Raw genomic sequence first — 21037 nt, 5'->3', positions numbered from 1 at the left:
TTTGCGCTTGTGTTGTAACTTATCTTAGCCGCTATTTCTTTTGTTTCTTCTTCAACTGTTCATCATAGTTATTCACGACAAAAGCTAAGTCATTGTTACTGAACTGGCTCATCACGTCAATGAGTAACGCCGTATCGACATCAAGCCCTTCATCTTTTCCTACCGTTTGTTCATTGATTTCTTCTAATTGTTTAGGGACAAGTTGGGTCGGATAGGCTTCTTGGTATAACGTGGCCGGGTCTAAATCATGATTTACACACCACTGACAAAACAATAAAATCATCGTCTCTTCTTGTTGCTGGTAATGTTTAATCACCGCTTCTTCTTGTGCTTTTTTGTCATATTGATCCACTGTTTGTTCACCTTCTTTTCTATACAAGTAGTGTAGTAGATATCTGAGCTTTTTGTAAAGTATAAAACAAAGCCTCTTTCTGACTCTGTCACTTTATTAACTTAAAGGTTGATAAAGTTTATGTATTTCATTATAATGGATGATGCAAGAGACTAAGTTGATTTACCCCTACATCCGTATCTTGCAAATACGAAAAATAGGTGGTTATAAGAAAATGGAAAATTATCAAGTATTATTGTATTATCAATATGTTGACATTAAAAACCCGGATCAATTCGCTAAAGAACACAAACGTGTTTGTGCAGACTTTAATTTACTTGGACGGATTTTAATCTCACATGAAGGGATTAACGGTACCTGTTCAGGAACAAAAGAAGATACTGAGCGTTACATTCAGTATATGAATAATCATCCGATGTTTCATGAGATGCCGTTTAAGATTGACCCAGCGGAAGGCCATGCCTTTAAGAAGCTGAAAGTTAAATCACGCCCTGAGCTTGTGACATTGAGACTAGGCGCTGAGGATATTAATCCAAATGAAATCACAGGAAATTATCTAGAACCAAAAGATTTCTACGAAGCGATGCAAGATGAGAACACCGTTGTCATCGATGCCCGCAACGACTACGAATACGACCTCGGTCACTTCCGCGGGGCCGTGCGTCCAGATATCCATACATTCCGCGAATTACCTCAATGGATTGATGAGCATAAAGAGAAGTTTAAAGGTAAACGCATCTTAACTTATTGTACCGGCGGGATTCGTTGTGAGAAATTCTCTGGTTGGTTACTTCAAAAAGGCTTTGAAAATGTCAACCAACTCCATGGTGGGATTGCGACTTATGCGAAACACCCAGAAACAAAGGGGCAATTATGGGACGGTAAAATGTATGTCTTTGACGAAAGAATCAGTGTGCCGATTAACCAAGTAGAACACGTGGTTGTTGGTCGCGATTATTTTGACGGCGAACCTTGTGAACGCTATGTAAATTGCGCTAATCCTGAATGTAATAAACAATTCATCTGTTCAGAAGAAAACGAACATAAACATTTACGTAGTTGTACACATGACTGCCGTGTGCACGAACGTAACCGTTATGTAGAAGAATACGAACTAACAGAAGCAGATGTGGCTGCACGTTTAGCAGCCCTTGAACAAGATACACAGAAAGCGATCTAATTCGCCACTATTTTATACAACATAATAATGAGCGGCATGCCTTATCACGTAAGGGATGACCGCTCATTTTTTCTTTCTGATCTGCAAAATAACTTTTTAGAATATCAAAAAAAGAATTTAGATTTTTGTTTATCAATAGCTAGGCGTGTATTAATGACGCCAATCGGATTCAAATAAACTCATAAAGTACGTATCATAATATTTCCCGTTCACAAAGCAATGGTCTTTAAACGTGCCTTCAATCTTAAAGCCTAACTTTTCATATAAACCTTTTGCTTTTTCATTAATGCCTCGTGTGGTGAGATACACTTTATTCAGGCGTAAGTGATCAAACGCATACGACAGCATCTGAAGCATCGCCGCTTCCCCGTGACCTTGTCCTTGATGCTCTCGGTCTAACATGAGGCCAATCTCAGCTCTCCCGTGGCTTTGGTTGATCGATGTTAAATGAATCCATCCAAGCTTATCATGTTGGCGTGATTCAATCACATAAATTTCTGCCCCGGTCTGTTCCATCTGTTCAACCATCTCTTCAATCGCTGTTAAACTTTTCGGTGTGTGTCCAATCATCGTTAATGTTGTTGGGTCATTGTACCACCGTTTCACATCAACTAAATCTTCATACTCAAGTGGACGGAGTGTTACTTGTACAGCCATTTTCTTCACCTCATTTATTTTTTTCAAATGAACAATCGACTATTGTTATCATTATGTAATTAGCCTTTTTACATTGCTCTTAAACCTTATCATTTTCTCTACTATTTAATATCTTCTATTTACCTGCTTATCATTGATTAACCTTTTAAACAATAGGGTATACACAAGAAGTGGCTCATTCGCTATTAATTCGTACCAGTGCGTAACTAAAGCCAAATCAGATGAAAATTAATATATGACACGGAGGGAAAAGTATGAGTATTTATGAATTTAACGTCCAAACAATCGATCATAAAGAGCAGTCGCTTGAGGATTATAAAGGCAAGGTTGTCTTAATCGTCAATACGGCAACAAAATGCGGGTTAAAGAATCAGTTTAACAGTCTCGAAACACTGTATCAAAAATACAAAGATGATGGGTTTGTCGTATTAGGTTTCCCGAGTAATCAGTTCTTAAATCAAGAACCAGGGACAGACGAAGAAGTCAGTCAAGCATGCCAGCTTAATTTTGGCGTCACCTTTCCACTGTTTAGTAAAATTAATGTGAACGGGAAAGACGCCCATCCATTATTTAAGTACTTAACCAAACAACAGTCGGGCATCTTAGGCGGGGCAATCAAATGGAACTTCACCAAGTTTCTCATTGACCGAGACGGCAATGTCGTCAACCGTTTTGCGCCAAAAACAGAACCAGAAGCGTTTGAAGGTGAGATAAAAAAGTTACTCTAAATACAAAACAGACAAAGAAGACATAAATCATTAGTGATATATGTCTTCTTTGTCTGTTTTTATTTGTCACATTTAATAATCTATCAAAAAAATTCATGTTTGTACTTACTAACATATAGCGATATGCTTTTCATTGTAACACTTTAACACCCATTATAACGGGCCGAAATATGGCGGTTTTTAGATATTTTACCGATAGGTAGTTAAACATATTTTAGGCTATTGATGAATGAGAATTGTGACTAGATGATGTGTTGATCATGAATAACTGTCAGTACATATTCATGATCATATTGGGACATTATGTACTTTTTAGTCTTTTTTTCTTTTTTCTGTTGACGGATAGTTTTGATAGGTCTATACTTTGTTTATTGATTAATAAACGAAAAGGAGGTCACAATCATGAATTCAATCATTGTAAAACCCGCACCTATGACACAAGTAAATGATTTCACCGTGACCTCCACTGATATGATGTTTGCCTAAATTATTCGGCTCATCTTTACTTATCATTTTGACGTTAAGTAAGGATTGATCGATACATTTAGCACATCTTCAAACCACGTGGTCACGAGAATATTCGTGACCTTTTTTTGCGTATACCCATCACTTTTAGATGGGTGTTTAGCACAGACGTCTCGGATGTCTGTGCTTTTTTCGTTTAATCAATCATTAACGAAAAGGAGGAAAAAGAAATGTTAGTAAGAACACCCATTAAAAATGACAACCAAGGAGAAGGCTTTGGCTAGTCAAATGTTTATGTGTTAGAAAAGGAGTGAACAACATGTTTCAAGTATTTAAAAAGTTAGCTTGGTTTTTTAAAGACCAATGGTTACGTTATCTGGTCGCAATTATGGCACTTATGTTCGCAAGTTTCCTTGACCTTATTCCCCCGAGACTCGTCGGGAATGCGATTGATGCCATTCAGTTCAACGAACTGACCAAAGAATCGTTAACTGAGACACTACTCATATATGGCGGACTCATCATTTTAACGTATGCGATTATGTTTTTATGGGATTATACTTTATTTAGCGGTGCTTTGTTGCTTGAACGGCAAATACGTTCAAAGTTAATGCGTCACTTTCTCATGATGAGCCCACGATTCTTTAGTAAAAACCGGACCGGTGACTTAATGGCCCGGGCCACGAATGATTTAAAAGCCATCATGATGACATCAGGCTTTGGTATTTTAACGCTTGTCGATTCAACGGTATACATGTCTTTTATCGTCTTAATGATGGGCTTTACCGTGAACTGGACATTGACATTGATGGCCCTCATTCCAATGCCAATTATGGCCATTATTGTTTATAAGTACGGAGAAATTATTCATTTACGCTTTACCGATGCTCAGGAAGCGTTTAGTGACTTAAACAACTATACCCTTGAATCCATCCGCGGGGTTAGTGTCACAAGGGCGTTTGTTCAGGAAAATCATGACCTGGAACGCTTTAAAGAAAAAACACAAGACGTGTTTATTAAAAATAAAGCTGTCGCTCAGATGGAAGCTTTCTTTGAACCAACGATGAAAATCCTTGTCGGGATATCTTACACCATTGGTTTAGGTTACGGCGCATCATGGTGATGGATAACCGTATCTCAATTGGCGACCTTGTCTCATTTAACGTCTATTTAGGTATGATTATCTGGCCGATGTTTGCGATTGGTGAACTCATTAATGTGATGCAGCGTGGGAACGCGTCCCTCGACCGGGTCAATCATGTCTTAAAACAACAATCGGACGTGAAAGAACCAAAACAACCGGTTGAAGTAAAGAAACCAGAAGTCATTCAATTTAACGACGTAACGTTTCGTTATCCAGGCTCAAAAGAGCCGGCCTTAAAAAACATTCATTTAAACATAAAACAAGGGGAAACGATTGGGATTGTCGGTAAAACTGGCGCAGGTAAAACAACGTTATTCAAACAACTATTAAGACAATACCCTGCACCAGAAGGCGACTTACGCATTAATGATGTGCCTATTGATCAGTTATCACTTGATTTGACGCGCGAGTGGATTGGCTACGTGCCGCAACAACACATTTTATTCTCTAAAACGGTACGCGAGAATCTCTTATTTGGGGTTGGTCATGCCTCTGATGACGTGATTAATAAGATGCTGACATCAACTTCGTTAAAGTCTGATATCGATGCCCTTTCAAACGGACTTGATACGCTTGTAGGCGAAAGTGGGGTCACATTATCGGGTGGTCAAAAACAACGGTTATCATTAGCCCGAGCGTTGTTAATGGATCCTGAGATGTTAATCTTAGATGATGCCTTATCTGCCGTTGATGGTAAAACAGAAGCAACAATTATTGACCATTTAAAAGCAGAGCGCCAACAAAAAACAACCTTGATTGCGGCTCACCGTTTATCAGCTGTCACCCATGCGGACCAAATTATTGTTCTGACAGACGGTAAAATCACAGAACACGGAACCCATGACACTCTCATGCAGCAAAATGGCTGGTACAAAGAACAATTTATGATTCAACAAATGACTGAGGAGGTGGAGACTGAATGAAAGCCTCTGTAGAAAAACGTTTATTACGTTATCTTTTCATTAACAAACAAACGATTACGTTTGCGCTCATTGCCCTCATTATTGCGGTCGCCTTAGAACTCACTGGACCGTTCATCGCCAAACAAGTGATTGACCGCCACATCGTTGGCGTTCAAACCGAGTGGGCGACAGTCACTAACAATAATGACAACGACACGATTGAGCTCAACGATCGCTACTTAAAAAGAGCCGATCGGTTAGACGAGGACGATGTGGTTACTGGTACCGTCACATTTGTTCAAGTAAACCGTGACTATTATCTCGCCGAAGGTAAGGTTCCGGTTGGTGAGACACTTCGCGTGTCAGAAGATGGACAGTCACTTATGTCTGAGTCGGAAAATTTTCAAGCAGAAAAATTATCTGCTGGCACCGCGGCTAACTTTTTTACACCGGAAGTACAACCCATTATGCTTTGGTTAGCGCTTTATCTTGGCTTGATTTTAATTGCTCCGTCTTCCAATATCTAAAGACGTATTTATTACAAGTCCATGCGAATAAAATCATTCAAACGATGCGGAATGATGTCTTTGAAACGGTTGAGCGCTTACCGATGCGCTATTTTGTCAATATGCCAGCCGGGAAGATTTTAGCACGGGTGACGAATGACACCGAAGCCATTAAAGAACTGTATGTCCGGGTATTAGAAACATTTGTGAACGGATTTATTTATATGGCGGGTATTATTATTGCCCTTTATTTATTAAATCCAACCTTGGCAACGATGAGTCTCATGTTATTGCCCCTCCTCATGTTGTTTATGAAGTTTTATAAAGCGTATGCCGGGAAATACAATGAAGTGATTCGTTCAGTTAATAGCGATATTAACGCATCTATTAATGAATCCATCCAAACGATGCCGATTATTCAAGCCTTTAGACGGACGAATGACCGAGCTAATGAGTTTGAACAGTTAAATGACAAGCATTACCGCTATCAAAAGAAAATGGTGGCCCTATCAGCGCTCACATCATACAACTTAGTGAATGTCCTTCGCGGGATTGCGTTTCTTAGCTTTATTTGGTTCTTCGGTAACCAGTCCTTGACTGGGACGATGCTCGTCTCAACTGGTTTGCTCTATGCCTTTGTTGATTATTTAACGCGGCTATTCGAACCGATGACTCAAATGGTCAATCAATTACCTCAGTTAGAACAAGCAAGAGTCTCAGCTGGACGCGTGTTTCAGTTACTTGATGAAGAAACTGAAGTGATTGAAGAAAATACTTTACCTAGAATTAAAGGTGACGTAAGATTTGACCATGTCACTTTCGGTTATGACAAAGGTGAGACGATTTTAAATGATTTGTCTTTCCACGTTGCACCAGGTGAAACAACCGCCTTTGTCGGCCATACTGGTTCTGGCAAAAGCTCCGTGATGAATTTACTATTTCGGTTCTACGATCCTGACAGCGGCACCGTTCAATTAGATGGTATGGATACACAAACACTTACGCGACAACAAACACGGGCACATATGGCGATTGTCTTACAAGACCCGTTTATCTTTACTGGGACAGTGCTTTCTAACATCACATTAAATGATCCAAACATCAGTCGCGATAAAGCGATTGAAGCGCTAAAAGCCGTCGGGGCAGATCGTTTTATCGAAAAGCTGCCACGACAGTATGATGAGCCCGTTGGTGAAAATGGGAATGAATTCTCAACCGGACAGCGTCAACTTTTATCATTCGCAAGGGCGTTAGCTTTTGACCCAGCGATTCTTATCTTGGACGAGGCAACAGCTAATATCGACTCTGAAACAGAAATGATGATTCAGGAAGCGATGAATGTTTTAAGTAAAGGACGGACCATGCTCGTAATTGCCCATCGACTTTCGACGATTCAACACGCAGATCAAATTATCGTCCTAAATAAGGGTGAAATTATTGAACGCGGAACACACCTGTCATTACTAAATGAAAAAGGTAGTTATTATCAGATGTATAAGATGCAACAAGCCGGTATAGAAGAAGCAATGTAAGAGTAAAACATACGAGATAACAGACAGAACAAATCAATTTTATAATATTTGATGTCAGTGAAGAGATGTTTAGTAAGACAGAGATTGTTTGCTAAAATAACCCACTGACATCTTTTTTATAAAGTAAACAAGTACGCCCATAATACGAGTTTAAAAGCGAAATGTGTTCGTTCGACAGCAACGAAATAATTTCACCTACACATTCACAACAACTCAAGCCTATGTCCTGAATTATTGAGACCACTGCAATTAGGAAATACATACTATAAGATTATTAAGCATGAAGTGAGGACCTTTACTGTCATCATTTTCATTCAGGACCGAAAAAGTCGTACCTCGGATCCTGAAAAAATTTAACAAAATATTGCAATAAAAACATTTACATTATTAATAATTATATATATAATTTATTTACAAATTAAAAAAGGACACTGATTTGTAAAACCAAAACTAAGGAATGGAGTATGATTATGAACAAAACATCTAAATACCTTTTGACCATTGCTATTTGTTTCTCGTTACTTATTCCCACATTTAATATGAGTGTTTTCGCTTCTGCTTCTGAAAGTGATAATAGTTTTACATTTGTTGATGAAAATAATAACAAAATTACATTAGTACAAGAATCTGATGGAACTATAAAACAATATCTTAACGATGAAATAACAAATTCCTCCAAAGTAGATAAAAAGAATAATACTTTGGTAGAAGTAGAGTATGATAATGGAAAACTAAGTAATGTAGAAGAAAGCAATATAGAAGATTTAATCACTGATGCTGATCCTAAAAGTGAACTTTCATCATATGAAATAGGACCAAGTACTCAAATTGCAAGTCCATCAAACCTAATTGTCCTGAATGCCAGCAGTGCTTTTCCGTATTCATCTGGCTATTCTTATGTAAAGTCATATAAAGATCTAATTTTTGGTTATACTACTAAAGGCTATAAAAAAAGTAGTGGTAGTTCATTTACATCAGAGAAAAAAATTCACCTTTTAAGAGATATGACTCTGTCTACTGCTGTAAGTTTACTTATCTCTGCTTTAGGTGGATCTGTAACTTGGTCTATTGCAGCTGGCGCGCTCACTGCAACATTAAGTTCAGCATTAATTAATGGAGTATTGACTAAGGATATAGACACTAAAGCACATTATGAAACTAAGTGGGAAACTTGGTTAGGGATTGTAAAAGGCTGGAATTATTATAAAAATAGCGGGAAAAAATACCTTAGAGTTATGATAGATAGTCCTAGCAGAGAAACTCTAAAATATACAGGTCCTGTTGGATATGTTTACAGCTATGACACTTTTCTTCGAGACTCAATAATTGATTATACAAATAGATAATCACTTCAATCAAACATAGGAGTGAATCAAGTTGAACAAGTATGAAAAAATTGCTAATAAAGGCAAAGTATTCGCTTTTGTACTATATCCATTCTTTCTTTCTATTGTAAGTACAGCTACAGTATTACTTGGTGGATTTTTTTGGGGCATTATTACATATGGTTTCTCATATACAATAGAGAGATATAAAGAAATCTATGTAAATAGTATTCTATATTATTATATTCTCGTATTTGCAATTTTTTTCTCAGTTATGAGTATTTTTATGTGGCATAACAATTACAAGAGGAAATCAAATAAGTAGTATTGCTTTTTACTCTAAGATAAAACTCTAAGTCATTTATCTTAAAATGAGTGATGTAACTGCTAAAATAAAGTATACAGATTTCTCCTGATAAAAATGAACACTTTTTACACCAAATAATAGTCTCATGCGTTATGATAGATTTATTAATAGGTGGGTGTAAAGGGTGTAAAAATACATGTGATTTTACAAGTACATCAACTACATAAACAAGGATTTAGCATATCAGCCATTTCTAGAAAGTGTGACATGGGGACATTACTCGTTGCTGAATTAGTAATGAGAAGTCTCTCATTGATTATTGGGCTAAAAGGTATAAACAAAGCGTTTAAGCATTATTTTACTAGTTGATAATATGTAATTTCGAATGTATTTTATGGTGAGTGAATACGTAACCTCTTCTTCTCATTTCTATATAACTAGAAATGTTTAGCCCGGTCATCTTTAGGTATTAAACCTAATAATGACCGGGCTTATGTTCATTTTAAAACATTAAAATTCTTTGACTAAGTTAGCCATTTCAATCGCTGATACAGCAGCATCCGCACCTTTATTCCCTGCTTTTGTACCGGCACGCTCAATCGCTTGTTCAATCGTTTCCGTCGTTAAGACACCGAAGATTGTTGGTACGTCTGTTGTCATTGTCACTTGTGAAACACCTTTAGCCACTTCATTACATACATAGTCAAAGTGTGGCGTTGACCCACGAATAACCGTCCCTAGCGTAATCACTGCATCATACTTCTTTGATGCCGCCATTTTCTTTGCGATTAACGGAATCTCAAAAGCTCCCGGTACCCACGCAACGGTAATATCTTCATCTTTTACACCGTGACGCTTTAACGTATCTTCTGCCCCGCCGAGTAACTTCCCGGTAATAAATTCGTTAAATCTCCCTACGACAATCCCAATCTTTAAATCTGTGCCTACTAATGTGCTTTGTACTGTGTTTACCATGTCTATTTCCTCCTATTTTCACTCAGTATTTTTATCGTTATACTATTTAATCAATCATTTTAGTCAGCTATTAACAGCGGCCCGCTATCACTTATCCGAAAATAAATGACCAAGTTTCGTGCTTTTTGTTTTTAGGTAGTCTGCATTGTTTTCATTCGCTGTTATTTCAATCGCTTGGCGTTCATTAATATTAATCCCATAACGCGTTAAGCCCTCTAGCTTTCTCGGATTGTTCGTCATTAACGTAATTGTTTCAAGCCCTAAATCTTTTAAAATTTGAGCCGCAATAGAATAATCACGTAGATCTGCACCAAATCCTAATTGGTGATTGGCTTCAACCGTGTCATACCCTTGTTCTTGAAGCTCATAGGCTTTTAGTTTATTAATCAGCCCAATGCCGCGGCCTTCCTGACGCATGTAAATGACAGCACCCACACCACGTTCTTCAATCGTTTCAAGCGCTCGCTCAAGTTGCGGCCCGCAGTCACAGCGTTTTGAACCGAATACATCGCCGGTGAGACATTCCGAATGCACGCGAACGAGTGGTGCTTCTTCTTTCGTTAGATTACCTTTAATGAGTGCTACATGTTCTTTACCGGTGACTTTTTCAACATAGCCAACCATCTTAAAATCACCAAGTGACGTTGGTAGCTGAATATTCGCTTCACGCGTCACGAGTCTATCATGCCTTTTTCGGTACTCGACCAGTTGTTCGATCGTAATCATCACAAGACTTTCTGCTTCTGCGAAGGCTTTTAATTCACTTGTGCGCATCATTTGTCCATCTTCTCGCATAATTTCACAAATAACCCCAACAGGTTTTGCGCCCGCAAGTTTAGCTAAATCAATAGCTGCTTCCGTATGTCCTGGTCGCTTCACAACCCCATCAGGGTCGGCAATCAGTGGAAACACATGACCGGGTCGTTTAAAATCAACTGGCGTACTACCTTCTTCTAATAAAGCAAGAATCGTTTGTGATCGTTCAAAGGCGCTAATGCCTGTATGCGTATCAACATGATCGATACTAATAGAAAAGTTCGTTCCGTGGTCATCCGTATTTCTGGAGACCATCTCTGTAAGCAGCAGCTTGTCAGCCAGTGTCTTCTCAATCGGCGTACAAATCAAGCCTTTACCTTTTGTGGCCATATAGTTGATGACGTCAGGTGTCGCATGTTCACCTAAAGCGATAAAATCCCCTTCATTTTCCCGGTGCTCATCATCAATGACAATAATGACTTCTCCTCGTTTTAATGCTTCAAGTGCTTGTTCAATCGTATGCATCTTACTCCCCCCTTAATAAAACCCTAAATCTTTTAATTTATCTTCTGTTATACCTGATGATTGCTTCTCATGACTTTGATGCGTCAACAGACGCTCCATATATTTCATTAAGACATCATACTCAATATTAACCGTATCGCCTGCTTCTTTTGCGCCAAGAATGGTCGCCGCTTGCGTTTCTGGGATGAGTGATAATGTAAAACTTGTCTCATCCACATGAAAAACCGTCAGTGACGTTCCATCAACGGTCACCGAACCTTTCTCTGTGAGATATTTCAATTTATCGTAAGGAACAGTAATTTTGACATATTTCGCAATCGTATCACGCCACGTCTTTTCAATCGTCGCCACATGATCAACGTGACCAGACACAAAATGCCCACCAAACCGACCATTCGCATGCATCGCCCGTTCTAAATTCACATAACTTCCTTTAGCTAAATCTTTTAAATTCGTCGCCGCATACGTTTCAGGCATCACATCGACGGAAAACTGATCCTTTGTAAAGTGGGTCACCGTTAAACAGACCCCGTTCACACTAATGGAATCCCCAATATGCACGTCACCGAGAACTTTTTTCGCCCCAACCGTTAAGACGAGACTACGTCCGTTTTTAGAGATGGTTTGTAAAGTGCCTTTTTCTTCAACAATTCCGGTAAACACAACTAATTCCCCGCTTTCTTGATGGCTTTAATAAAGAGATCTTCACCTATTCGTTCCACATGTTCAAATGATAAAGCAAAGGCATCGTTCATCCACTCTGGCGATTGACCACCAATCACCCCAAAGCTATCTTTACCTGTCAGTAACTTAGGCGCAATATAGACGTGACACTCATCAACAAAACCACTTTCAACAAAGCTTTTATGCACCGTCTCGCCACCTTCAACATAGACCGATTGAATATTCAACTCGGCTAACTGCTTAAGTAATTCAGGAATCTCTACTTGTTGACTTGACAGCTGAATCACACCTACCGTTGGATGTTTTTCTTTAAACACATCCATGTCCGCTTCTTTCCCGCAAACGACATACGTTTGATGATCATCATGAAATAGCGTTAAATGATCAGGCAAATGTAAGTCATTCGCTAGCACAATCCGAATAGGATGTTTACCGTATTCAGGTTGCCTTACCGTTAGGCTTGGGTTATCTTTTACCGCCGTGCCTTTACCGATGAGAATCGCATCGTATTTCGCTCGCATATGATGCACATGTTCTCGTGCTTTCTCACCTGTCACCCAACGACTATCACCGGTTTTCGTGGCCGTTTTCCCGTCAAGTGTCATCGCCGCTTTCAATGTGATAAATGGTCGTTTTTCTTTCATAAAGTGAAAAAACGTTTGATTGAGTGCGACTGCTTCTTCTTTCATCAAGCCGACTTCAACGGATAATCCGGCATCTTTTAACCAGTTAATCCCGCGACCACTCACTAAAGGATTGGGATCTTCCGTTGCGACAATCACACGTTTAATCCCTGAATCAATTAACAAACGGCTACATGGTGGTGTTTTCCCTGTATGCGAACACGGTTCTAATGTGACATACGCCGTTGCGCCTTCAGCCTTGTCACCCGCTTGTTGAATAGCTAAAACTTCCGCATGGCCTTCTCCAGGAACTAAATGACTCCCAAGACCTACAATCACACCATCACGCACAAGCACACAGCCAACGGATGGATTCGGTGATGTTTGTCCTACGGTTCCTTTCGCCAACTCAATGGCAAGCGCCATGTAATCTTGATCCTTCATTTTTTCACTCCTTCCTTGATACCTTTTCATTATTTTTATTCAAATAGATCTTTTTTGGTCAAAAAACACCCCAAATCAAAAGACTTGGGGTGTTTACATTAAAGAAATGATCAACAAATAAACAGTCCTCGCCTGTATATTTACAGACGTATCCCTGCACTTTGTCATTTCTTGTTTCATCTTTTTCCCATCCAGACTTTCACTGTCGGCTTTGGAATTTCACCAAATCCACCTTCACAATCATTGATTGATCCGGGTCACGGACTTAAGGTTTGTCGTTCACCTCTTACCGTCGGTCGGGAATTACACCCTGCCCCAAAAGATTACTATTCGATTGCTCACATTCTAACATACTTTTTTATAAGGTGCACGACATTTGTTCAAAAAAATAAAGACCGCACATAGACGGTCTTTAAAGTTCTTCTCCTATAATTCTTACTTCTCGTTCTAATGCCACACCAAAGGTGTCTTTCACTGTCTGTTGGACCATTTCAATAACGGCAATATAGTCACTGGCCGTCGCATGATTTTTATTTACGATAAAGCCAGCATGTTTGGTAGACACTTCTGCCCCACCAATACCTTTACCTTGCAGACCACTATCTTGAATGAGTTTTCCAGCAAAGTGACCCGGTGGCCGTTTAAATACACTGCCACACGACGGATATTCTAACGGCTGTTTAGTCTCACGTCTTTCTGTTAAATCATCCATTATCGCTTTAATTTCTTGTCGGTCTTTTTTCACTAGGGCAAAACGCGCCTCTAACACAATCCAGTTATTCTCACCAACATTACTTGTCCGGTAACCAAGAGCCAGATCAGAAGCCTTCACATCAAGTACTTCTCCCGTTTCAGTCATCACTGTCACTGACGCTAAACAATCTTTCACTTCCCCGCCATAAGCACCCGCATTCATAAATACCGCTCCGCCGACAGTCCCTGGAATACCACAAGCAAATTCAAGTCCTGAAAGAGAGGCTTCAAGAGCATAATAAGATGTATCAATAATCGTTGCCCCACCTCCAGCAATCACGCTATCACCTTTAGCCGTGATGGTATTTAAGTGCGACAAGCTCATCACAATCCCACGGATCCCACCATCTCGAATAATGAGGTTCGATCCATTACCGAGTAACGTAAGCGGGAGCTGATACTCTCTACTAGCTTTTACGACGCCTTGTACTTCCTCAATCGACTTAGGAAAAGCAAATACATCTGCCGGTCCACCTAATTTGGTATATAAATATTGTCCCATTGGTTCATTAAAATGTAATTCAACACTGGGTAAATCTTTGATCAATTTATTTTTTATTTCTTCAGCTAATCGCATACTCTTCATCCTTTATCTCAACATTCTTCACCTATTATAACAGAAACACTCCACAACAACATCTCTAAACAAATCCTAGTCACTCTGGAAAATCCACTTCTAAAAAGTTGTTTTTTGTCTGTATTTGTATGGTTTTTCCCAAAAAGACGCTTAACATTTCTATATGACGGGAATGTAATATTATATCCTTTTATTATCTTTAAACCTGTTTATTTGTCATGATTAGGCATTCCTTTTAATGGCTTAACCGGAGGCGAAAAAAGATGCTCAACCCTAATAAATTACGCTTAAAGTACTTTCTTATACCTTTTATTTCTTTGATGATTATTTTTTTCTTCCTCACATTTATTGCAACCACTAATTCTATTAAACGATCGACTAATGATTTTGAAGCAGAGGCAAGTCGCATTGCGATCGCTTACTCTAATGTACTAGCAAAATCAAATGAAGCTTACACGACAATTACGAAACTTTTAGATGACAAATTAGCTATCAGCCCAGGGCATCAACCAAGAGATTGATATGGCAACTAACACATCATTACAACAATTAGCTGATAAATACTATGTAGACGATATCCATTATTATAATGCGAACCGTGAAATTATCTTAAGTAACGTCCCGGAATATATTGGCTGGCAAGTGCCTACTGATCATCCCATTAATGATGTTTTAAATGATACGGGTGACTTTTTGATTGAAGATATTCGTAAAGATACAGAGGGCAATGACTTTTTCAAATATGCTTATCTCAGACAAAAGGATAATTATTTTCTGCAGATTGGGCTATTAGCAGACGATGTTCATCAGATATTGCAGTCATTTGAATTAGAAGGGGTGATTGATGACATTATTCTTTCCACTGATGTGTCTCATATATCTTTTATTTCAAACGATTCTCACATTATTGCTAGCAGCATTGAAAGTATAGTAGGAACCAAATATCATTCAACTAAAAACCCAACGGGTTTAACAAAAGTCAATGATACTCGAGCGTTTCATATAAATGTGCCAGTTTTTGAAGGCGAACGCAAGATTGGTACTTTATCTATTTATTGGCCGTTATCAAAAGTTCGTAAAAACATTTCATCTATTGTCATTACAGGTATTGTTTTGTTTTTCATCGTATTCGGCATCAGCTCTCTTATACTCATCTATGCTTACAAACTAAATAAAAAAAACACCCGGATTGCCTATTATGATGATTTAACAAATATTCCAAATAAACTCTTTCTTACAAAAGTATTAGATGAGCATTTAAAAAACAGCCATGACCGCGTCGCTTTACTGCTCATTAACTGTAGTAATTTTAAACTGATTAATACTACCTATGGGTTTGAATATGGCGATTTGTTACTTAAAAGAATAGCTACTAGATTACAAAAATCATTAAAACCTGATGAACAACTGTATCACTTCACAGCTGATCGTTTTGCCATCATTGTAAAAGATTATGCTTCTAAAGCCGATTTATATTTAAAAGCTAATCGTATGTTAAGTATTTTTAATAACTTATTATCAAATGAACAAGATCGTGAATCCTTAACTGCCCAAATTGGTATTGTAGAAATAACCGAGAAACACGAGAGCGCTGATAGCATTTTAAAAGAAGCTTCACTTGCATTAACCCATCACCAAGATCAAACATCCATCTATTTTTATCAAGATGACTTAGCGCGAGTCATTAGACGAGAAGAAATAATTTTACAAACATTACGTCGAGTCATTAGACGAGAAGATACTCAAAGTTTTTTCCTGTATTTTCAACCAAAAATACATTTGGAGCGGAAAAACATCGTTGGGTTTGAAGCACTAGCCCGTCTGAATAGTGATTCACTCGATCCCTCTTTTGTGTCACCGACAGAGTTTATTTCAATAGCGGAAAAAAATTATATTATCTATGACTTAGGCTTAATTATTATCGAACATGCCTGCCACTTTCATTATCAACTAGTTGAACGAGGTTATGCTGAAGCAAGAGTAGCGATTAACATCTCAGGTCTACAACTATTACGCGATGAGTTTGAGGAGGATTTAATAAAGATTATTGCAACAACGGGGGCTAATCCAAACTATATTGTGCTAGAAATAACTGAGTCGGTTTTAATAAATAATTTCGAACGGATTAACGATAAATTAGAACGATTAAAATCATTTGGTCTATCAATTGACTTGGATGACTTCGGGACAGGCTTTTCATCTTTTTCAAGTATTGCGGAGTTAAATATTGACCGGGTTAAACTTGATCAGACGTTTATAAATAATATTACCCGTATTGATGATTCTACTGCACTTGCAAGTAACTTGATTGCTATGTGTCATAAAGTAGGTCTGGAAGTAATTGCAGAAGGTGTTGAAAATGAAGCACAACTCGGTTATCTAGAAAGACATAAGTGTGACATTATTCAAGGTTACTTTTTCAGCAAACCGCTTTCGGTAGAGGATGCTCTTATCTATATTGATCGAAATTAATCATCTTTCAGCAAATGACCTTTAAGACGGTGACTACTCACATCAATAATTTTAAAAATTTTAGTTGTTAAGCATTAAAAATTTCACATGATGAGGTGTTTATATTGAATTCACAAAAGAAGCTATCACATGTCCCTAAAAATTTCAACCAATTGATGTCGCTAAACTTTTTGAACAGCGTTACCTTTAAGATTGTTGTTGTCATCACCGTAACCTTTTTAATTAGTGCGCCTATTGCACAAATCTTAGCCAATATCGTCCGGGAGTTAGATATTATTTCTGGAAACTTTGGGGCCTATATAAATACGGCAATGAACATACTTGTGATTAATGCTATTATTGTCTTCTTTATGAACCGGGTTGTCATTAAGCCATTAAAACGGCATATGAAACAACTGTATCGCATCAGTGAAGGAGATTTGAGTGAGACCATGGACGTTAAGGGAAAAAGTGAATTTAGTAAATTGGCAGAAGTAACAAATTTAACGACACATAAACTTACTAAAATCATTCAAGATATTCACGAGAATACTTCAAAAACAAATTCAACCGCAGAAGACCTCTCACAAAACTTATCGATGGTGGCAAATAGTTCGGGAGAGATTGTCACAACGGTTGAATCAATTGCCAATGGTGCACTTGAACAGGCAGAAAAAGTCGAATTAGGTGCCGCTAAAGTGACGGAGCTTGGGTATATCATCGATTTAAATCAACAATACCTAGATGACTTAAATCAATCATCCAGCCGGGTGAATGATTTAGTGCATAATGGCTTAAATGAGATTGATACCTTATCTAATATTAACCGTGTTACGAGTCAGGCTATTAAAGACTTCCATGCGGTGATTGTTGAAACGAATAAACGCACAGATAAAATTGTTGAAGCAAGTGATGTGATTTCCTCTATTGCCGATCAAACCAACCTACTTGCCCTTAATGCCGCCATTGAAGCTGCGCGTGCTGGTGAGTCCGGAAAAGGCTTTGCGGTTGTTGCTGATGAAATAAGAAAGCTAGCTGACCAGTCGACTCAATCAACGACTGAAATTAATGAGATTGTTAATCAGCTTAGAACGAATACAACTGAAGTCGTCAATACGATGGATAAAGTATCTCAAATGGCGACTGAACAAACGGAAAACGTAAAAAACACAGGCGATATGTTTAAACAAATTGCCGCTTCCATAGAAACATCTGATCAATCCGTTGAACAGCTCAATGACTCTGGACAGTCGATGCAAACGATGAAAGAAGAATTAGTCCAGACACTCCAAAACTTATCAACGATTGCCGAGGCAAATGCTTCAGCAACGGAAGAAGTCATTGCCTCCATTGAAGAAGAGGATACGTCGATTAAACGGATGACGGAACTAAGTGATAACATTGTGACTACCGCCAATGATTTAGACGACACGGTGAATACCTTTACTATCTAACAAAAACAGCCGTTCAGGCTGTTTTTTCTTTAATATCCGTTCATTTCTACTCACTCTTTAGCCATTTTTTCAAGGCGTTTTTTTAAGTTTACGCTAAGCATCTTCGTTGACGCCAAATATTCTTTCCAGTAGCATCCATACTATACCTACCACTATAAAGGAGAAATATCATGACACAATCATATAAAACATTTTCAGGGATACCGTTATCCATCCTTGATTTATCACCACTAAACGATCAAGAAACCCCTCGTGACGCCTTACAACATTCGGTCGAACTTGCTCAACACGCAGAAGACTGGGGGTATTATCGTTATTGGGTAGCTGAACACCATAATGCCGCGTCTAGCGCCAGCGTATCACCACGCTCCTTATTAACCAAATCGCGAACCACACTAAAACCATCCGACTCGGTTCTGGTGGCATGATGTTACCCAATCATTCCCCGCTTGTCGTAGCTGAACAATTCGGTTTGTTAAGTGCCTTACACCCAAATCGGATTGATTTAGGACTGGGACGAGCTCCAGGAACAGATCAACTTACCGCAAGAGCTTTGCGGCGCGGTGACGTTCACGCTTTTCCTGAACACGTCCGAGAGATTCAGCATTATTTTAATGGCTCACCTAAAAAGCAGGTAAGAGCGGTGACAGCTGAGAACCAACAAGTGCCGATCTTCTTATTAGGCTCGAGTACCTTTAGTGCCAAGCTTGCTGCTGATATGGGACTTCGTTATGCCTTTGCCGGTCATTTCTCACCAGGTGAAGCCTCAGAAGCACTGTCACTTTATCGTGAACACTTTAAGCCATCCGAACACTTAGCAGAGCCTTATGCTATTTTAGCGTTAAATATTGTCGCAGGCGAAACCGACGACGAAGCTCGCTGGTTGTTTAGTTCCATGGAACAACTCTTTCTTAATATGATTCGGTCGAAGTCTTTACCAATCCAACCCCCACGTGATTTAACAGAGGAGATGTTGCCGCACGAACAAGCCGCCGTCAAACGCTCACTTGCCGGCAGTATCATTGGTTCACTTTCAACTGTTCAAGCTGAACTTGCCTCTCGCATTCAAACCTTACCTGTTGATGAGGTAATGGCGACATCACTCCTATACAATCAAGCAGACCGGTTAGCTTCTTATCAAAGAATGAGTAGGTTATTAGATAAAGACACTCTGTTAAAAGACCATGATGAAAACTGGTTTTCATCTAGATAAGATTACGCTATACTTATTGCAGCAACAAAATATTATAAAAGCGGTGACATACTATGTTAGAAGATACGGGAGAGCGCGTCATCCCAGAAGAAATGTCCATCACAAACGAATTATTGATTGAACACGTCGCACGGTATCACTTTGCCTTACCTTTTATTACGAAAGGAAGGGTACTAGATATGGCCTCTGGTTCTGGCTTTGGTACGCATATTATTGCGAAAAAGAAAAAGAAAGTGATTGATGAAATCATTGGTCTTGATCTTGATGAAAAGGCATTAGCTTACGCTAGACATAATTACTATCACCCAAAATCCTCTTTTCATCAAGCGGATATAACTGAAGAAAATCTCGTTGATCGCTTTGGACAATTCGATGTTATTACAAGCTTTGAAACGTATGAGCATATTGAAGAGGAAACGATTTTCTTAAACAATGCTTACGACCTTCTAAAACCAGGTGGCATCTTGATTATGTCGACACCCTTTGGTGCGGGTCGTGGTGAACCTTGCGGCTCACCTTTTCATGTGCATCAAATTACACCAGATGAATTTAAAGCACTTTTTAGCGATAAACAAGTGACCTCTATTGATTACTACTTACAAAAAGGCGCTTTGATTCAAAAAGAAGCTGATCCTGTCCCTGATTATTATCCCCTTGGGATTCTTGTATTAACAAAATAATGACATCACCATTATGCGTCCTTCTGATTATCTTTAGAAGGACGCATATTTTTTGTTCATGCTACTAGAGATGAAATTTTACATAAATATAACATTGAATTCATACTCACTTCACACCTACCCACTAAAATACCTATGAGAGAAGTAGGAGGGATATGATGTTTAAAAGAGAGAAGTTAACGATGGGACAGCAACTAACCACTATGATGCTCGTCATTTTATCAATCACCACCATTGTGGTAGGGACTGTCAACTATACCATGAGTAAAGACCAGCTATTAAATACAACAAAAAACCGTCTCGCCCGTGAGACAGATATGATTAAAGAAATTTCAGCAAATTTAGATTTTGTTTACGTCAGTGATTACGACTATTTTTATCGCTTTAGGGCGAGAAGACACCTTCCTCAAGTGCGTCAGCACTAGGTGGGTGATGAATTGCTTGTTTTGAATATTTTTGAAGTGACAAACATATATTCCGCACGGTATAATTAAAGCACTAACAGTGACCGTCACAAAACAAAGGGAGGGTGTGTATCATGGGCATGAAGGCAATCTTTTCAAATCGCTTATATAAGCATAAAATCGATGTAACTTTGTTATGTCCATAGATCACACCTTCGGGTGTTTAATCAAGCCAAACATTTTCGCTATCAAGCGGAGGTCCGGGAGCTCAGGGGCGTGAAAGCGAAAAATTCCGTCTCCATCCATCAACAATTGAAACAACGTTACGGATTAAATGATTATTATGCGAACAGCGCTGTTCAAGAAGGACGCGCGCTTGACGACACTTCAAAAAATAAAA

The 21037-nt window shown here is 38.7% G+C and carries 19 protein-coding genes, 1 pseudogene and 1 riboswitch; of the genes and pseudogenes, 13 read left to right on the top strand and 7 right to left on the bottom strand.

Annotation, left to right across the window (positions count from 1 at the left end; genetic code table 11):
- Nucleotides 1-31 precede the first annotated feature (31 nt).
- Nucleotides 32-379 (bottom strand): hypothetical protein, encoded by a 348-nt coding sequence (locus tag JCM19043_RS13870; protein ID WP_231631565.1) that lies wholly within the window; start codon nt 377-379, stop codon nt 32-34.
- Between the two features lie 187 nt (nt 380-566).
- On the opposite strand from JCM19043_RS13870, the gene JCM19043_RS13865 reads away from it, so the two are divergent.
- Complete coding sequence (locus JCM19043_RS13865; protein ID WP_062323387.1) at nt 567-1532, top strand: rhodanese-related sulfurtransferase; 966 nt, start codon at nt 567-569, stop codon at nt 1530-1532.
- A 150-nt stretch (nt 1533-1682) separates the two neighbouring features.
- Here JCM19043_RS13865 and JCM19043_RS13860 read toward each other — a convergent pair whose 3' ends face one another.
- On the bottom strand, nt 1683-2189 hold the full coding sequence (locus JCM19043_RS13860) for a GNAT family N-acetyltransferase (RefSeq protein WP_062323385.1): 507 nt from the start codon (nt 2187-2189) through the stop codon (nt 1683-1685).
- Nucleotides 2190-2443: 254 nt separating this feature from the next.
- Here JCM19043_RS13860 and JCM19043_RS13855 point away from each other — a divergent pair, with 254 nt between their 5' ends.
- From JCM19043_RS13855 to JCM19043_RS13840, 5 genes and pseudogenes are all read left to right on the top strand, one after another.
- Nucleotides 2444-2917, top strand: coding sequence for a glutathione peroxidase (locus tag JCM19043_RS13855; RefSeq protein ID WP_062323383.1), 474 nt, complete (start codon nt 2444-2446; stop codon nt 2915-2917).
- Between the two features lie 784 nt (nt 2918-3701).
- Nucleotides 3702-5449, top strand: a pseudogene (locus JCM19043_RS13850) (ABC transporter ATP-binding protein).
- On the top strand, nt 5446-5955 hold the full coding sequence (locus tag JCM19043_RS19060) for a hypothetical protein (RefSeq protein WP_369813884.1): 510 nt from the start codon (nt 5446-5448) through the stop codon (nt 5953-5955). Before JCM19043_RS13850 ends, JCM19043_RS19060 begins: the two are co-directional and overlap by 4 nt.
- The gene (locus tag JCM19043_RS13845) at nt 5901-7466 is read left to right on the top strand and encodes an ABC transporter ATP-binding protein (RefSeq protein WP_369813883.1); all 1566 of its coding nucleotides are present in this window, start codon (nt 5901-5903) and stop codon (nt 7464-7466) included. The genes JCM19043_RS19060 and JCM19043_RS13845 overlap by 55 nt, the downstream gene beginning before the upstream one ends.
- Before the next feature lie 470 nt (nt 7467-7936).
- Nucleotides 7937-8812, top strand: a complete 876-nt coding sequence (locus tag JCM19043_RS13840) for a hypothetical protein (RefSeq protein WP_062323382.1) — start codon at nt 7937-7939, stop codon at nt 8810-8812.
- A gap of 796 nt (nt 8813-9608) precedes the next feature.
- On the opposite strand, the gene ribE (JCM19043_RS13830) is transcribed toward JCM19043_RS13840, so the two are convergent.
- The 5 genes from ribE (JCM19043_RS13830) to murB form a co-directional block, all read right to left on the bottom strand.
- Nucleotides 9609-10073: a 6,7-dimethyl-8-ribityllumazine synthase gene (gene ribE / locus JCM19043_RS13830; RefSeq protein ID WP_062323378.1), complete on the bottom strand. Its 465-nt coding sequence runs from the start codon at nt 10071-10073 to the stop codon at nt 9609-9611.
- Between the two features lie 87 nt (nt 10074-10160).
- Nucleotides 10161-11354, bottom strand: a complete 1194-nt coding sequence (locus JCM19043_RS13825; RefSeq protein WP_062323376.1) for a bifunctional 3,4-dihydroxy-2-butanone-4-phosphate synthase/GTP cyclohydrolase II — start codon at nt 11352-11354, stop codon at nt 10161-10163.
- 12 nt (nt 11355-11366) lie between these two features.
- Entirely contained in the window at nt 11367-12017 is a 651-nt protein-coding gene (gene ribE / locus JCM19043_RS13820) for a riboflavin synthase (RefSeq protein WP_062323375.1), read from the bottom strand.
- A 2-nt stretch (nt 12018-12019) separates the two neighbouring features.
- Nucleotides 12020-13105 (bottom strand): bifunctional diaminohydroxyphosphoribosylaminopyrimidine deaminase/5-amino-6-(5-phosphoribosylamino)uracil reductase RibD, encoded by a 1086-nt coding sequence (gene ribD, locus JCM19043_RS13815; RefSeq protein ID WP_062323373.1) that lies wholly within the window; start codon nt 13103-13105, stop codon nt 12020-12022.
- Between the two features lie 175 nt (nt 13106-13280).
- Nucleotides 13281-13432, bottom strand: a riboswitch (FMN riboswitch).
- 85 nt (nt 13433-13517) lie between these two features.
- Entirely contained in the window at nt 13518-14435 is a 918-nt protein-coding gene (murB, locus tag JCM19043_RS13810) for a UDP-N-acetylmuramate dehydrogenase (RefSeq protein ID WP_062323371.1), read from the bottom strand.
- Between the two features lie 263 nt (nt 14436-14698).
- Between murB and JCM19043_RS13805 the strand changes: the two genes are divergently transcribed.
- From JCM19043_RS13805 to JCM19043_RS13780, 7 genes are all read left to right on the top strand, one after another.
- The gene (locus JCM19043_RS13805) at nt 14699-14956 is read left to right on the top strand and encodes a hypothetical protein (protein ID WP_062323369.1); all 258 of its coding nucleotides are present in this window, start codon (nt 14699-14701) and stop codon (nt 14954-14956) included.
- 1 nt (nt 14957) lies between these two features.
- Complete coding sequence (locus JCM19043_RS13800) at nt 14958-16907, top strand: bifunctional diguanylate cyclase/phosphodiesterase (RefSeq protein WP_062323367.1); 1950 nt, start codon at nt 14958-14960, stop codon at nt 16905-16907.
- 104 nt (nt 16908-17011) lie between these two features.
- Complete coding sequence (locus JCM19043_RS13795) at nt 17012-18340, top strand: methyl-accepting chemotaxis protein (protein WP_062323364.1); 1329 nt, start codon at nt 17012-17014, stop codon at nt 18338-18340.
- A gap of 170 nt (nt 18341-18510) precedes the next feature.
- A complete protein-coding gene (locus JCM19043_RS19055; protein WP_369813882.1) occupies nt 18511-18768 on the top strand; it encodes a hypothetical protein in 258 nt (85 codons plus the stop codon).
- Entirely contained in the window at nt 18699-19553 is an 855-nt protein-coding gene (locus tag JCM19043_RS13790; RefSeq protein ID WP_369813885.1) for an LLM class flavin-dependent oxidoreductase, read from the top strand. The genes JCM19043_RS19055 and JCM19043_RS13790 overlap by 70 nt, the downstream gene beginning before the upstream one ends.
- Before the next feature lie 53 nt (nt 19554-19606).
- On the top strand, nt 19607-20233 hold the full coding sequence (locus JCM19043_RS13785; protein WP_062323362.1) for a bifunctional 2-polyprenyl-6-hydroxyphenol methylase/3-demethylubiquinol 3-O-methyltransferase UbiG: 627 nt from the start codon (nt 19607-19609) through the stop codon (nt 20231-20233).
- A gap of 158 nt (nt 20234-20391) precedes the next feature.
- The gene (locus tag JCM19043_RS13780) at nt 20392-20658 is read left to right on the top strand and encodes a hypothetical protein (protein ID WP_062323360.1); all 267 of its coding nucleotides are present in this window, start codon (nt 20392-20394) and stop codon (nt 20656-20658) included.
- Nucleotides 20659-21037: the final 379 nt, after the last annotated feature.

The sequence above is a fragment of the Halolactibacillus sp. JCM 19043 genome, assembly GCF_001310395.1.
Classification (GTDB): Bacteria; Bacillota; Bacilli; order Bacillales; family Amphibacillaceae; genus Halolactibacillus; species Halolactibacillus miurensis.
The sequence above is the reverse complement of the archived record's forward strand: the minus strand, read 5'-3'. Positions and strand labels throughout refer to the sequence as shown.